The organism is Arthrobacter psychrochitiniphilus (genome assembly GCF_003185915.1).
GTDB classification, from domain to species: Bacteria; Actinomycetota; Actinomycetes; order Actinomycetales; family Micrococcaceae; genus Specibacter; species Specibacter psychrochitiniphilus.
Genome location: NZ_QHLZ01000003.1, coordinates 269,017 through 282,847, shown reverse-complemented (window position 1 = coordinate 282,847; position 13,831 = coordinate 269,017). Strand labels below are relative to the sequence as shown.

The 13,831-nt window shown below is 59.6% G+C and carries 16 protein-coding genes; 3 read left to right on the top strand and 13 right to left on the bottom strand.

Going from position 1 to position 13,831, the window contains the following annotated elements:
• Positions 1-22: 22 nt before the first annotated feature.
• From CVS29_RS06905 to glmS, 3 genes are all read right to left on the bottom strand, one after another.
• A complete protein-coding gene (locus CVS29_RS06905; protein WP_110105587.1) occupies positions 23-1,588 on the bottom strand; it encodes an NAD(P)H-hydrate dehydratase in 1,566 nt (521 codons plus the stop codon).
• Position 1,589: 1 nt separating this feature from the next.
• Entirely contained in the window at positions 1,590-1,937 is a 348-nt protein-coding gene (locus CVS29_RS06900) for a holo-ACP synthase (protein WP_110105586.1), read from the bottom strand.
• 79 nt (positions 1,938-2,016) lie between these two features.
• Positions 2,017-3,951, bottom strand: a complete 1,935-nt coding sequence (glmS, locus tag CVS29_RS06895) for a glutamine--fructose-6-phosphate transaminase (isomerizing) (RefSeq protein ID WP_110105585.1) — start codon at positions 3,949-3,951, stop codon at positions 2,017-2,019.
• A 141-nt stretch (positions 3,952-4,092) separates the two neighbouring features.
• On the opposite strand from glmS, the gene coaA reads away from it, so the two are divergent.
• The 3 genes from coaA to mscL all read left to right on the top strand — a co-directional run bounded on the left by coaA (position 4,093) and on the right by mscL (position 6,566).
• Positions 4,093-5,061, top strand: coding sequence for a type I pantothenate kinase (gene coaA / locus CVS29_RS06890; RefSeq protein WP_110105584.1), 969 nt, complete (start codon positions 4,093-4,095; stop codon positions 5,059-5,061).
• Positions 5,061-6,095, top strand: a complete 1,035-nt coding sequence (locus tag CVS29_RS06885; RefSeq protein WP_245932096.1) for a M15 family metallopeptidase — start codon at positions 5,061-5,063, stop codon at positions 6,093-6,095. The genes coaA and CVS29_RS06885 overlap by 1 nt, the downstream gene beginning before the upstream one ends.
• A 63-nt stretch (positions 6,096-6,158) precedes the next feature.
• Entirely contained in the window at positions 6,159-6,566 is a 408-nt protein-coding gene (mscL, locus tag CVS29_RS06880; protein WP_110105583.1) for a large conductance mechanosensitive channel protein MscL, read from the top strand.
• 124 nt (positions 6,567-6,690) lie between these two features.
• Here the strand turns inward: mscL and glmM are convergent, their stop codons facing one another.
• The 10 genes from glmM to infA form a co-directional block, all read right to left on the bottom strand.
• A complete protein-coding gene (gene glmM / locus CVS29_RS06875; RefSeq protein ID WP_110105582.1) occupies positions 6,691-8,037 on the bottom strand; it encodes a phosphoglucosamine mutase in 1,347 nt (448 codons plus the stop codon).
• A 256-nt stretch (positions 8,038-8,293) separates the two neighbouring features.
• Entirely contained in the window at positions 8,294-8,809 is a 516-nt protein-coding gene (gene rpsI, locus CVS29_RS06870; protein WP_110105581.1) for a 30S ribosomal protein S9, read from the bottom strand.
• A gap of 37 nt (positions 8,810-8,846) precedes the next feature.
• On the bottom strand, positions 8,847-9,290 hold the full coding sequence (rplM, locus tag CVS29_RS06865) for a 50S ribosomal protein L13 (RefSeq protein WP_110105580.1): 444 nt from the start codon (positions 9,288-9,290) through the stop codon (positions 8,847-8,849).
• Positions 9,291-9,516: 226 nt separating this feature from the next.
• The gene (locus tag CVS29_RS06860) at positions 9,517-10,425 is read right to left on the bottom strand and encodes a tRNA pseudouridine synthase A (protein ID WP_110105579.1); all 909 of its coding nucleotides are present in this window, start codon (positions 10,423-10,425) and stop codon (positions 9,517-9,519) included.
• Between the two features lie 205 nt (positions 10,426-10,630).
• A complete protein-coding gene (gene rplQ / locus CVS29_RS06855) occupies positions 10,631-11,146 on the bottom strand; it encodes a 50S ribosomal protein L17 (protein WP_110105578.1) in 516 nt (171 codons plus the stop codon).
• Positions 11,147-11,228: 82 nt separating this feature from the next.
• On the bottom strand, positions 11,229-12,239 hold the full coding sequence (locus tag CVS29_RS06850) for a DNA-directed RNA polymerase subunit alpha (RefSeq protein ID WP_110105577.1): 1,011 nt from the start codon (positions 12,237-12,239) through the stop codon (positions 11,229-11,231).
• A gap of 132 nt (positions 12,240-12,371) precedes the next feature.
• Positions 12,372-12,773 (bottom strand): 30S ribosomal protein S11, encoded by a 402-nt coding sequence (gene rpsK, locus CVS29_RS06845; RefSeq protein ID WP_038464649.1) that lies wholly within the window; start codon positions 12,771-12,773, stop codon positions 12,372-12,374.
• Between the two features lie 107 nt (positions 12,774-12,880).
• Complete coding sequence (gene rpsM / locus CVS29_RS06840; protein ID WP_103464846.1) at positions 12,881-13,258, bottom strand: 30S ribosomal protein S13; 378 nt, start codon at positions 13,256-13,258, stop codon at positions 12,881-12,883.
• A gap of 185 nt (positions 13,259-13,443) precedes the next feature.
• The gene (gene rpmJ, locus CVS29_RS06835) at positions 13,444-13,557 is read right to left on the bottom strand and encodes a 50S ribosomal protein L36 (protein WP_011775570.1); all 114 of its coding nucleotides are present in this window, start codon (positions 13,555-13,557) and stop codon (positions 13,444-13,446) included.
• Between the two features lie 29 nt (positions 13,558-13,586).
• Positions 13,587-13,808 (bottom strand): translation initiation factor IF-1, encoded by a 222-nt coding sequence (infA, locus tag CVS29_RS06830; protein ID WP_009358723.1) that lies wholly within the window; start codon positions 13,806-13,808, stop codon positions 13,587-13,589.
• Positions 13,809-13,831 lie beyond the last annotated feature (23 nt).

Sequence of the window (13,831 nt, the reverse complement as noted above, 5' to 3'; positions counted from 1 at the left end):
TCCTTCGAAACGTGGGGGTCAACTAAGAGCCTTTATGGCACAACTGTGCCCAAACGGAGGGGATTCGCTGCGCCAGCTCTCCGGCATTGAGAGGAGCAGTGGGGTTCAGGCTTGCCAGCTCGCCGTGAAGCGCGGCTGCGAGCGCCGCAATACGGGCAAGTTCACGGGGCTCAGCCGCAATGCGCGGGCCTTCTGTGGCAGGAATGTCCAGGGTTCGAATAGCTGGGGCCTGAACCAGCATGGCCAGCAGTGCCACGATGATCCCGGCAAGGGTGTCTCCGCTACCGGCCGTAGCAAGCCGGGCCGAACCGTTGGCCGCAGTGAACACCAGCCCGTCAGGCGCTGCGATGAGCGTGGTGGGCCCTTTCAACAAGACCACAGCGCCGAACACTTCAGCTGCCCGGCGTGCCGCAGTAAGCGGCTCCGCCTCTATCTGGGTGCGGTCCAGGTCCAGATTGGCCCGGGCCAGGATTTCTGCCAGTTCACCCGCATGCGGGGTGAGTATCAAGTGCGCGTTCTCAGTTCCCTGCGCGGGGTTCACCAGCGCCAGCGCACCGGCGTCCACCACAGTGGGCAGCCCCGAGGCGATGGCGCTGAGCGCCCGCTCACGCTGTGCGTCATCGCCGTTGATCCCTGGCCCCACCAGCCAGGCCTGCACCCGTGCTTCCCCCGGCGAAGCATCCGAACATACCACTTCGGGATTACGCAGATGGACGGCGGCGGCAACCGCGGCCGGTCCCAGATAACGCACCATGCCGGGCCCACAGGCCGAAGCCGCCGCCACCGCCAGCAATCCGGCCCCGGGATATTGGCTTGATCCGGCCACAATCCCGGCCACACCTCGGGTGTATTTGTGATCGGCACTCTTGGGCTGTGGCAGCATGGCGGCCAGCTCTGAAATCTCTAGCCGGAACAGTGCCGCGTCTGCCAGCGCCTCCGTGATCCCTAGGTCAATGAGCTTTACGGTGCCGGCGAATTGTTCACCCGGGGCACTTAGCAGCCCGGCCTTGTGGGCGCCAAAAGTAATGGTCAGGTCCGCCCGCAGCACGGGCCCATGAACGGCCCCTGTGGTGGCGTCCACGCCGCTGGGCAGATCGCAGGCCACCACTGCAGGCCGGGCGGAGCCTTCCAACTCTTGCAGTCTTGCCACAATCCCGGCTGCTGCACCACGGAGCCCACCTCTCCCACCGGTGCCCAGCAACCCGTCAACCACCACATCGGCCGCACTGACTTCGGCCCACAGTGCCGGTTGGGCCGCGTCCACTTCCGCAATACAACGTCCTCCTGCGCCGAGAAAAGCAGTTAGTGCCTCCGGATGGGTCCGCGCACCGGCGAGCAACGCCGCCGTGCGTACACCGCGGGCCGCCAGCAAGGCACCCGCATAGAGGGCGTCGCCGCCATTGTTACCCGAGCCAATCAGCAATACGGCCCGGGCCCCATAAACACCGCGTCCGCGTGCCCGCAGCATTGCCACCACGCCCATGGCGAGCCCATGTGCTGCCTGGCGCATCAGCGCAGCTCCGCACCCTGCCTCTAGAAACGGCTGCTCGGCGGCGCGGACGGAGGCGGCTGTGTGGGCGCTGAGCATGTCAGCTTTCGGCAATCACCAGGGCAGTGGAAATCCCGCCGTCGTGGCTCATGGAAAGGTGCCAGTGCTTGATGCCCTTGGATTTGGCCACGGCCGCCACGGTGCCCTTGACATTGATGGTGGGCCCGTGCTCATCCAACCCAATCCAGCAATCCTGCCAGTTCATACCCGCGGGCGCGCCCAAGGCCTTGGCAACGGACTCCTTGGCGGCAAACCGCGCAGCCAGCGAACGCGTGTTCAGACCGCGCTCGGCCGGCACAAAGAGGCGCTCTCGGAGCCCGGGAGTCCGCTCCAGCTGGCGGCCGAATCGTTCAATGTCAACAACATCCACACCAATGCCAATAATCATGGCTCCACCTTATCTCCAGTAGCTGCCGCGGTCAGTAATCTCACCGCAGCTCGCGGGCCGCGGCGAGCGGCGGGTCACATTATTCCACGGTGACGGACTTGGCCAGGTTGCGGGGCTGATCCACGTCATAGCCCTTGGCCGTGGCCAGTTCCAGCGCAAAGATCTGCAGCGGTACCGTTGCCAGAAGAGGGGCTAGGAGCGTGCTTGTCTCGGGAATGTAGAACACATGCTCTGCGTGCTCCCGCACGGATTCATCGCCTTCTTCGGCGATCACAATGGTCTTGGCGCCGCGCGCCCGTACCTCTTGGATGTTGGAGACCACTTTGGCGTGGAGCGAATCACGCCCCCGCGGCGAAGGAACCACCACAATGACGGGCTGGCCTTCTTCAATGAGTGCGATGGGCCCGTGCTTCAACTCCCCCGCGGCAAAACCTTCAGCATGGATGTAGGCCAGTTCTTTGAGCTTTAAGGCCCCTTCCATGGCTACCGGATAGCCCACGTGCCTGCCCAGGAAGAGCACGGTGCGGGTCTCGGCCATGCTGCGGGCAAGTTCCTTGACCTGCTCTGCGTTCTCCAGAACGCGCGCTATCTTTGCGGGGGTCTTGGCCAGTTCGGCCAGAATGTCCTTGATTTGGCCTTGGAACAAGTTTCCGCGCAGCTGTGCCAAATAAAGTCCCAGCAGATAGGTGGCCGTAATTTGGGCCAGGAACGCCTTGGTGGAGGCCACGGCAATCTCCGGCCCCGCATGCGTGTATAGCACCGCGTCTGATTCGCGGGGAATCGTGGAACCATTGGTGTTACAGATCGAGACCGTAACGGCGCCTTGCTCCTTGGCATAGCGAACAGCCATCAAGGTGTCCATGGTTTCCCCGGATTGGGAAATAGAGACCACAAGGGTGCGTTCATCCACAATGGGATCCCGGTACCTGAATTCGTGAGAGAGCTCCACCTCGGTGGGGATCCTGCACCAGTGCTCAATGGCGTACCGGGCTACCTGTCCGGCATAGGCGGAGGTGCCGCAAGCAAGCACAATGATTCGGTTGATGGACTTGAGAACTGACGGGTCAACCCGCAATTCATCGAGTGTTAGGACACCCTCGCCGTTGGTCCGGCCCAGCAGGGTTTGGGCGACGGCGTCGGGCTGGTCATTGATTTCCTTCTCCATAAAGGAGGGATACCCGCCCTTTTCAGCAGCTGCCGAATCCCAGTCCACCAAGTATTCACGGCCCTGCGCCGGGGTACCGTAAAAATCAGTGATCTCCACGGACGTGCCGGTGATGCTGACAACCTGGTTTTGTCCCAGCTCAACAGCCCGCCGGGTGTAGTCAATGAATCCCGAAACGTCCGAGCCCAGGAAGTTCTCCCCATCACCCAACCCCACTACCAAAGGAGAGTTGCGGCGGGCGGCCACCACTACGCCAGGTTCCGCCACATGCGTGGCCACCAAGGTGAAAGCGCCGTCGAGTTGCTGCCCCACAAGCCGCATGGCCGAGGCGAGCCTGCCACCGCCGGCCACTGGACCATCCGCGGCGCCATCCGCATCACCGCCATCCGCGCCCAGGCTGGCGTAGATTTCGCCCAGCAAGGTGGCGGCAACTTCGCTGTCGGTCTCGGAAGCGAAACTGTGCCCGCGTTCCAGTAAGTCAGCTTTGAGTCCTGAGTAGTTTTCAATAATCCCGTTGTGCACCACGGCCAAGCTGCCGCCGCCAACCACATGGGGATGGGCATTGGCATCGGTGGGACCGCCGTGTGTAGCCCAGCGGGTATGCCCGATCCCGGCCGTTGCGGCGGGGAGCGGGTGCAGTGCCAGCTCTTCCAAGAGTTTGACAAGTTTTCCGCTCTTCTTGCGCATCGCGATGCCATCAGCGCCAACCACCGCAATACCAGCGGAGTCGTAACCCCGGTATTCAAGCCGCCTTAGTCCCTCCACAATTACCTCAAGAGCGCGTTGCCCAGCTGATGCTGCAGTACTTTGAGCCGGGGCGGTACCGGCGTATCCCACAATTCCACACATGAAAATCAATCATAAACCCCTCGGAATTTAGAGGACGTTCTACGTCCTCTGGCATAAGTGTCATGAAAAACCATCACCAACCCAGAAGTGTTCTACCACTCTCGTTTCCCACCTCACAGCAAACAAGGCAGAATTGCAGGTGTGACAGCGCAGAGAACCGAGCCGAGCAATAGCGTCAGCGCCTCCCCTTTCGTGGAACTGGACCGCCAGACGTGGTCCCGTCTTGCCAACAAGATTGAGCAACCTCTGGATGAATCCGACATCCAGCGCCTGCGTGGGCTCGGCGACCAGCTAAACCTGCGCGAGATCCACGATGTGTATTTGCCGCTCTCGCGCCTGTTGAACCTCTACGTGGGCGCTGCAGGTCACTTGCACAACGCCACCACTACATTCCTGGGTGAACACGGCTCCCGTACCCCCTTTGTCATTGGTGTGGCCGGCTCCGTGGCTGTGGGCAAATCCACCACGGCACGGGTACTTCGTGAAATGCTGCGCCGCTGGCCGGATACCCCCAATGTGGAACTTGTCACAACAGACGGCTTCCTCTATCCCAACTCCGAATTGGAACGCCGCGGGCTCATGGGCCGCAAAGGCTTCCCTGAGTCCTATGACCGCCGGGCACTGCTGCGATTCGTCAGCGCCGTCAAGAGCGGCGCCGAGGAAGTCCGCGCTCCCATGTACTCCCACCTCAGCTATGACATTATCCCCGGCAAAGAAGTAGTGGTCCGGCGCCCTGATGTGCTCATTGTGGAAGGGCTAAATGTGCTCGCCGCTGCCCGCCCCCGCAGCGATGGACGCTCCGGTCTGGCCGTAAGCGATTTTTTCGACTTTTCGATCTATGTGGACGCCAAGACCAGCCACATTGAGCAGTGGTACATTGACCGTTTCCGTTCCCTGCGCAGCGGCGCATTCGCCGATCCTGATTCCTACTTCCGCCGCTATGCAGCCCTTTCCGATGTTGAGGCGACAGCCACGGCATCGCGCATCTGGAAGAGCATCAACGAACCGAACCTACTGCAGAATGTGCTGCCCACACGCGGCCGCGCCCAGTTAGTACTCACCAAGGACTCCGATCACTCCATCCGCCGCATGCTTTTGAGGAAGGTCTAGTGCCGGTTGTGGGATTCCACCAGACACGGCACCCTCGGCAAACTCTAGGTGCGCGTCTGCACCGTGAATTGTCCTGGCCGCGCCCTGGTGGCGTGCTCCTCTCCCTGGTTGGGGCCACCCTGGTCCTGGTCGGTGCGCTGGCCCTGGACGCCTCCACAGACTCAGCCGGGCCCTCCGGCGCCGCTCCAGCATCCGCACGTTCGGGCACCGACGCCTCACAGGTGCTTTCCTCACCCACAGCTTCGGCCACTCCCACCCATGATCCTGCTCCATCGGCAAAGCAGAAACCGCTATCCGCATCAGGAAGCTCCGCGTCCCCCATAGCCCCAGCTACTACCCCAGCGCAGACTCTTGTCAAAGGCGCAGCATCAGGCTCGCCCATCCAAAAGTTGTTCGCCACCGGATCTGAGGTTCCATCAGACAAGAAACTGTTGGATATATTCAATCCCAACAGTTCTTTGGTGCTCGTCAATAAAACGCACCAGCTCAGCCCGCTGAAGTATGCACCAAAAGATCTGAGAGCCCCGGCCGTAGCCACAGGCTCACAAGAGCCCGGCGCACTCCGGGCGGAGGCCGCCGCTGCTGCAGAACGGATGTTCACCGCAGCAGCCGCTCAAGGCGTGAACTTGACCCTGATGAGCAGCTACCGCTCCTATGACACACAGTTCAACCTCTACAACAGCTATGTGGCCAAAAAAGGAGCCGCAGCCGCTGATACCACCTCGGCCCGCCCCGGCTTCTCGGAGCACCAAACCGGGTTGGCCATTGACATAGGCGACGCCGCTGCAGGGTCAGCATGTGATTTCACCTCATGTTTCGCTGGAAATCCAGCAGCGCAGTGGGTTGCCGCGCACGCTCATGACCATGGCTTCGTGGTCCGCTATGTCCCCGGCGCGGAACTGAAGACTGGCTACTTGGCTGAACCATGGCATCTGCGCTACCTCGGCGTTGGAGCTGCCCAAGACATGAAGGTTCGGGGCATCGCAAGCTATGAGGAATATCTTGGGCTTCCCGGCTCACCCGGCTACAAATAGCGCTACAAATATATTTCTCGCCGAATCCATACAGAATGCCCGCTAATGCGGTAGCTTAAGGGCATGCTAAAGGGATTCAGAGATTTCATTATGAAGGGCAATGTCGTTGACCTTGCCGTCGCTGTCGTCATCGGTGCAGCTTTCGGGGCAGTCATAAACTCCCTCGTAAAGAACATCCTGATGCCGCTTATCGCCGCAATATTCCAGTCACCAAACTTCGATAGTTTCGCCGTTGTCACCATTGGCGGCGTTGATATCCTCTTCGGAGTATTCCTTACCGCAGTGGTTAACTTCTTGTTAGTTGCCGCGGCTATTTACTTCGCCGTGGTTATCCCCATGAACCACATCATCGCCAAGCGCAACGCCAAGCTCGGCATCAAGGAACCGGAGGCCGAGGTTGATCCGCAACTCGCTCTGCTCACCGAAATCCGCGATGCTCTCAAGGCCACGCCCAGCGGCGGGCAGCACTAATTAACCCGAGCTAGCATTCCCCCAACAATAAAGGGCGGCAACCCCACGGTTGCCGCCCTTTATCTTGTCTGTGACGCTTTACCTTGCCCCTGAAGGCACCCCAGACACCCTAGAAACAGGCTTCTTAGAGCGAAAGCTCTGCTTTGACTACGCTCACCAAATCGTTACAAATACGTTCTGCCGTTTCAATGTCTCCGGCTTCAACCATGACACGCACCAGCGCTTCGGTGCCCGAGGGGCGTAACAGGACGCGCCCGGTATCGCCGAGTTCGCTTTCGGCTTTGGCCACCGCGGCATTGATGGCAGGAGTGGAGGAAGCCCGGTTCTTGTCCACGTTCTTGACGTTGATCATGATTTGCGGGAGCTTGGTCATGACAGCAGCCAATTCCTTCAGGCTCTTGCCTGTTTTGGCCACCTGAGCCGCGAGCTGCAGCCCGGTCAACAACCCGTCTCCTGTGGTGGCGTACTTGGAGAAGATCACGTGCCCGGACTGCTCGCCGCCGAGGGTGTAGCTGCCCCGCCGCATCTCTTCGAGCACGTAGCGATCCCCCACACCGGTTTCACGGACCGTGATGCCAGCATTACGCAAGGCAATCTTCAAGCCCAGATTGCTCATAATGGTGGCCACAAGGACATCATCTTTGAGCTCTCCAGAAGCCTTTTGAGCCAGGGCGAGGACAGCCATGATCTGGTCGCCATCTATGACGTTGCCCTCGTGGTCCACTGCCAGGCAACGATCAGCATCGCCGTCATGAGCGATCCCCAAGTCAGAACCAGTTGCCAGAACGGTTTCCTGCAGCAGTTCCAAGTGCGTGGACCCAACACCTTCGTTGATGTTCAGCCCGTCAGGTTCGGCACCAATGACAGTAATCTGCGCACCCGCGTCCGTGAAGACCTGGGGGGAGCATCCGCTGGCTGCGCCATGGGCACAGTCAAGGACAATCTTCAGCCCGTCCAAACGGTTTGGCAGTGTGCCCAGCAAGTGCACAATGTAGCGATCCTCGGCATCAGCAAAGCGTTGAATACGCCCCACGTCAACACCTATGGGCCGCACAGCATCGTGCTGGAGCTGAGACTCAATGGCGTCTTCAACATCGTCAGCGAGCTTTGTGCCACCCCGCGCAAAGAACTTAATGCCATTATCTGGCGCCGGGTTGTGGGAGGCGGAGATCATCACGCCAAAGTCTGCGCCGAGGTCGGCAATCAGAAACGCCGCCGCGGGAGTAGGCAGTACACCTGCGTCATAGACGTCCACGCCGGCACTTGCCAGCCCAGCCACCACGGCAGCACCAATGAACTCACCGCTGGCTCTGGGATCACGGGCAAGCACCGCTCGGGGGCGCTTGCCCTCGCTCATCTGCTCATGACCGAGCACAACAGCTGCGGCTTGTGCGAGGGATAAGGCCAATTCAGCCGTCAGTAGGCCATTGGCCAAACCGCGGACACCGTCTGTTCCAAATAATCTTGACATCTTCTTCAGTCTAAATCATGGAACTGAGAAAACCACCGCACCCCACCCATGCGCCCGCTCACAATGTTCCATTGGATAAGGGCATGCCGATGGCAACGGTTCATGCCAGCACGCAAAAATGCCCGGCTACAAAGCGGCCGGGCATTTTATGGAAGCACAGAAATTAGCGCTTGTGGAGCCAAGCGCTAATATCAGCGCAGGGTACCAAAAAATCCCCGGTCGCGAAGCGGCCGGGGATTTTCTAGGAGCGCTGAGATTAGCGCTTGGAGTACTGCGAAGCCTTACGAGCCTTCTTCAGACCAGCCTTCTTACGCTCGATGACGCGTGCGTCACGGGTAAGGAAGCCTGCCTTCTTCAGGATCGCGCGGTTGTTCTCAACGTCGATCTCGTTCAAGGAACGAGCAACGCCCAGACGCAAAGCACCGGCCTGGCCTGATGCACCGCCACCGTGGATACGGGCCCAGACGTCGTAAGCACCATCGAGATCGAGGATGCGGAACGGGTCGTTAACTTCTTGCTGGTGCAGCTTGTTCGGGAAGTAGTTGGACAGCTCGCGGCCGTTAACAACCCACTTGCCGGTGCCGGGAACCACGCGAACGCGGGCAATTGCCTGCTTGCGACGGCCAACAGCAGCGCCTGATACGGTCAGTGCCGGGCGTTCCTTCTTGGGTGCTGCATCAGATGCAGCTGAGCTTTCGCTCGTGTAGCTAGTCAAAACTTCTTCCTCGGCCACAACGGCTTCGGTGTTCAGCTCTTCAGTGTTCTGAGCCACGATTCTCCTTGATTAATGATTGAGGCGGTGGCCAGGACTACTGGGCGACCTGGGTAATTTCGAAAGTCTGGGGCTGCTGCGCTGCGTGGGGGTGCTCGGAGCCGCGGTAGACCTTCAGCTTGCTGATCTGAGCGTTGCCCAGCTTGGTCTTGGGGAGCATGCCAGCGATGGCCTTCTCCACTGCGCGAACCGGGTTCTTCTCCAGCAGTTCTGCATAGTTGACGCTTGACAGGCCGCCCGGGAAACCGGAGTGGCGGTAAGCGCGCTTCTGTTCGAGCTTGGCGCCGGTCAGGGCAACCTTCTCGGCGTTGATGATGATGACGAAATCGCCCATGTCCATATGGGGAGCGAAGGTCGGCTTGTGCTTTCCACGCAGCAGTGTTGCGGTCTGGCTGGCAAGACGGCCCAAGACAACGTCATTGGCATCGATGATGTGCCACTGACGGTTGATATCGCCGGGCTTCGGGGTATACGTACGCACGGTTTTTGCCTTCGTTTCTTGTTCTTAGGTGGTGTCACAGATGGTTGACACCTGCTATCTATGCGTTTACCGGAACAGAGGTGAGGGCTCTAACACCAGTCATCCTGACACTTCCCGATGACGCCCATTCAGTGGTAGTCCTGCAACCGGACCTGTAACGGGCGCGTGGTATCGGGATAGGACACGCACAACGACTATCCACGATACCTTTAATAATAGGCCAAGGTCAAAGCGGGGTACCAAAGGCTGTTACGGGTGCCCGTCGCGTCCGGGTTAAGGTGGCGCGTTCATGAAGTTCAGCCGCGTCCGGGTACCGTACTTCCTCGAAAATTAGCGGGTGGGCGCTTGCCAGCACGGATTTGGCGTCCCTGACGCCCGCCAACTGTCTCTCGCGCATCCAATGCGGACCCTCCATGCCCTGCCCGACGCGCAGCGCCGCACCTGTCAATGCACGCACCATGTTGTGGCAAAACGCATCGGCCTGGATGTTGAGGTTAATCACACCGTCATCCCCACGGGTGAAATCGAAGCGCTGCAGGGTCCGCACTGTGGTGGAACCCTCGCGCGGTTTGGCAAAGGCCTTGAAATCTCCCAGCCCCAGAAGCTCGGCGGCCCCGGCATCCATCAGATCGGCGTCAAGGTCCTGGTTGAACCACAGGGTCTGCGTGCGCAGTAACGGATCCCGCTTGGTTGAAGCGTCGGCAATCCTATAGCTGTAGCGCCTCCACAGGGCCGAGAACCGCGCGTCAAAACCATGGCCGGCCCGTTGCACCCTCTGGATCTGGATGGCCCCCTGGGAGTCCTTCAGGACCCACCCCAGCGCCCCGTTGATGCGACGGAGCAGGGCCAGGCACGGTTCGACGGTATTGTCTCGGTTCAGCCCATCCCATTCCGCCTGGGTGAAGTCGCAATGGGCCACCTGCCCGCGGGCGTGAACACCTGTGTCCGTACGTCCTGCCACTGTGAGGCGCACGAGTCGGCGCATGATCAGCGCCAGGGCCTCCTCCAGGGTTCCCTGCAGTGTCTGCAGCCCCGGCTGAATGGCCCACCCGCTGAAGGGACCGCCGTCGTACGCAATGTCCAGACGTACACGGACAAGGCCTAGTTCTTCGGGAGAAGGATGGTGGTTTTGCATGCCTGAATTCTACCGGCCAGCCATGGCGTCACCGAATTGGATCCGCAACCTCAGTAACCAGTCTGGGGCACCGCACGGGCCACAATACGGCTGCCCAGGCGAGGCACACAGAACAGCGTAGTCACAGACCGTTAAATGCGGCAAGGACCCGCCACCTTGAAGGTGACGGGTCCTTGCTACTAAAACAAAAGCTTTCGCTTATGAATTACTTGGTCTCTTGCGCAGCTGCTTCTTCAACCTCTACTGCAGCTTCTTCAGCTACAACTTCGGTCTCTACAACTTCTTCAACCTGAGCTTCTTCAACCGGGGCGGCCTTGGCGGCAGCAGCGGTAGCTTCCTTCACAACGGCCTGCTTGGGGCTAACCGGTTCCAGAACGAGCTCGATGACAGCCATGGGAGCGTTGTCGCCCTTACGGTTGCCGATCTTGGTGATGCGGGTGTAGCCGCCATCGCGGTTTTCTACAGCCTTGGCGATGTCGGTGAACAGCTCATGGACAATGCCCTTGTTGCTGATCAGGCCGAGAACGCGGCGCCGTGATGACAAGTCGCCACGCTTTGCGAAAGTTACCAGTCGCTCTGCGTAGGGGCTCAGGCGCTTGGCCTTGGTCAAGGTGGTGGTGATCCGCTTGTGCTCGAACAGAGCGGCGGACAGGTTCGCGAGCATAAGGCGCTCGTGAGCCGCTCCGCCTCCGAGGCGGGGACCCTTAGCGGGTGTAGGCATGGTGTTTCTCCTCAAGTGTCAGCCGCCCGGTGCGCACATCAGCTGTGTGCACCGGGACGGCTAATAAAAATTGTTGTTCGGCTTAGAGCTCGTCGTCGCCAAATGCGTCGTCGTTCTCATCAAGGGCTGCGGCACGGGCGGCCAGGTCAAATCCTGGAGGGGAATCCTTCAGGGACAGACCAAGCTCAACCAGCTTTGCCTTTACCTCGTCGATGGACTTCGCACCGAAGTTACGAATATCCATCAGGTCAGCCTCTGAGCGAGCAACGAGTTCACCCACGGAGTGGATGCCCTCACGCTTGAGGCAGTTGTAGGAACGGACCGTCAGGTCCAAGTCCTCGATCGGCAGGGCCATGTCTGCGGCAAGAGCGGCATCCGTCGGGGACGGGCCAATCTCAATACCTTCAGCAGCAGTGTTCAGCTCGCGGGCCAAACCAAAGAGTTCAACCAGCGTGGTGCCGGCAGAGGCAATGGCATCTCGCGGGGAGATGGCCTGCTTGGTCTCTACGTCAACAATCAGCTTGTCAAAGTCAGTGCGCTGTTCAACACGGGTGGCCTCCACGCGGAAGGTCACCTTCAGAACGGGTGAGTAAATCGAGTCAACCGGGATTCGGCCAATCTCGGCATCTACGTTCTTGTTCTGGGCAGCCGAAACATAGCCGCGACCGCGCTCTATGGTCAGTTCGAGCTCGAACTTACCCTTCGAGTTCAGGGTGGCAATGTGCATGTCGGGGTTGTGGAATTCCACACCGGCCGGCGGGGCAATGTCAGCAGCCGTAACAACGCCAGGGCCCTGCTTGCGCAGGTAGGCGACGACAGGCTCGTCATGCTCCGAAGACACGGAGAGTCCCTTGATGTTCAGGATGATCTCAGTGACATCTTCCTTAACACCGGGAACCGTGGTGAACTCATGCAGAACACCATCGAGGCGGATGCTGGTGACAGCAGCGCCAGGGATGGAGGACAGCAGGGTCCGTCGCAGTGAATTTCCCAGGGTGTAACCGAAGCCGGGCTCCAGCGGTTCAATAATGAACCGTGAGCGATTCTCGGAAACTACTTCTTCAGATAGGGTGGGGCGCTGTGCAATGAGCACTGGGTTTTCCTTTCAGCGAGCATCCGCTATATGACGCAACACAGGTAGTGGAAATGACGGCTGACAGAACTTAATGGCGGCGCAGTTGGCCTCCACCATGAGGTGAAGGCCAACTCTGCTGCTCAAGAACTGCTAGACGCGACGGCGCTTGGGCGGACGGCAGCCGTTATGGGCGCTGGGCGTGACATCCGAGATGGAGCCAACTTCGAGGCCAGCAGCCTGCAGTGAACGGATAGCCGTTTCGCGGCCCGAACCCGGACCCTTTACGAAAACGTCAACCTTGCGAAGACCATGCTCCTGTGCGCGCTTGGCAGCTGCTTCAGCAGCCATCTGTGCAGCGTACGGAGTTGATTTACGCGAGCCCTTGAAGCCAACTTCACCGGCAGAAGCCCATGAGATGACCGCACCGTTCGGATCCGTGATGGAAACGATGGTGTTGTTAAAGGTGCTCTTGATGTGCGCCTGGCCCAGCGCAATATTCTTTTTATCCTTGCGACGCGGCTTACGAACCGCTCCACGAGTCTTTGGGGGCATTTTATTCTCCTACGAAAGTTTAATAAGGGGGCGGCACGGGCATGGGCCCACGCTTGCCAGTTTTTGTGAAGGCTACGCAAGTAGACTTCCCAACCGGCTAGCGGGATCTACCTGCCGGCCTTCTTCTTGCCTGCGACGGTACGCTTCGGACCCTTGCGGGTACGTGCGTTGGTCTTCGTGCGCTGGCCATGCACGGGCATGCCACGACGGTGGCGGATACCCTGGTAGCTGCCGATTTCAACCTTGCGGCGGATATCAGCTGCTACTTCGCGGCGAAGGTCACCCTCAACCTTGTAGTTACCCTCGATGTTGTCACGCAACTGAACGAGTTCAGCGTCAGAAAGGTCCTTGACACGGACGTCCGGGGAGATCCCCGTTTCGGCCAGGACTTTCTTTGCACGGGTCTTGCCCACGCCGTAGATGTATGTAAGCGCTACTTCCAGCCGCTTTTCGCGGGGAAGGTCTACGCCAGCGAGACGTGCCATATTTGGCTGCTCCAATGTGTAAACCGGAGGTCGTAGACAGTACACCCGCACATTTTGTGAATGCGGCCCTGGCCTCCGACCAGGGGTCCGTTGTACGGTTGCGAAAAAATTCGCCTTCGCCCAACTTGTGCTGCCTTATTAATTTACTTGCGTGAGCAAAAGCCCGGGATTTCCCAAAAGGGAAATTAGCCCTGGCGCTGCTTGTGGCGCGGGTTCTCGCAGATCACCATGACTCGACCGTTACGGCGAATCACCTTGCACTTATCGCAGATCTGCTTGACGCTCGGCTTAACCTTCATGGCGTTCCTTTGCGTGATTGCAGTTGTGGTTACTTGTAGCGGTAGACGATACGACCACGGGTAAGGTCGTATGGGCTAAGCTCCACCACAACTCGGTCCTCAGGAAGGATACGAATGTAGTGCTGGCGCATTTTCCCTGAGATATGGGCAAGAACGATGTGCTTGTTCGTCAGCTCAACACGAAACATCGCGTTGGGCAGCGCTTCCGTCACAACGCCCTCGATCTCAATGACCCCGTCTTTCTTGGCCATATCCTCCGCTAACTTTGTTGCGC

What these genes read in the sequence shown, in the direction of transcription:
- mscL (WP_110105583.1), top strand. Translation starts at nt 6,159, where the DNA reads ATGCTAAAGGGATTCAGAGATTTCATTATGAAGGGCAATGTCGTTGAC.
- CVS29_RS06860 (WP_110105579.1), bottom strand. Translation starts at nt 10,425, where the DNA reads ATGCAAAACCACCATCCTTCTCCCGAAGAACTAGGCCTTGTCCGTGTA.
- glmM (WP_110105582.1), bottom strand. Translation starts at nt 8,037, where the DNA reads ATGTCAAGATTATTTGGAACAGACGGTGTCCGCGGTTTGGCCAATGGC.
- CVS29_RS06900 (WP_110105586.1), bottom strand. Translation starts at nt 1,937, where the DNA reads ATGATTATTGGCATTGGTGTGGATGTTGTTGACATTGAACGATTCGGC.
- rpsK (WP_038464649.1), bottom strand. Translation starts at nt 12,773, where the DNA reads ATGCCCCCAAAGACTCGTGGAGCGGTTCGTAAGCCGCGTCGCAAGGAT.
- rpsM (WP_103464846.1), bottom strand. Translation starts at nt 13,258, where the DNA reads ATGGCACGTCTCGCTGGCGTAGACCTTCCCCGCGAAAAGCGGCTGGAA.
- infA (WP_009358723.1), bottom strand. Translation starts at nt 13,808, where the DNA reads ATGGCCAAGAAAGACGGGGTCATTGAGATCGAGGGCGTTGTGACGGAA.
- CVS29_RS06905 (WP_110105587.1), bottom strand. Translation starts at nt 1,588, where the DNA reads ATGCTCAGCGCCCACACAGCCGCCTCCGTCCGCGCCGCCGAGCAGCCG.
- rpmJ (WP_011775570.1), bottom strand. Translation starts at nt 13,557, where the DNA reads ATGAAGGTTAAGCCGAGCGTCAAGCAGATCTGCGATAAGTGCAAGGTG.
- rplQ (WP_110105578.1), bottom strand. Translation starts at nt 11,146, where the DNA reads ATGCCTACACCCGCTAAGGGTCCCCGCCTCGGAGGCGGAGCGGCTCAC.
- glmS (WP_110105585.1), bottom strand. Translation starts at nt 3,951, where the DNA reads ATGTGTGGAATTGTGGGATACGCCGGTACCGCCCCGGCTCAAAGTACT.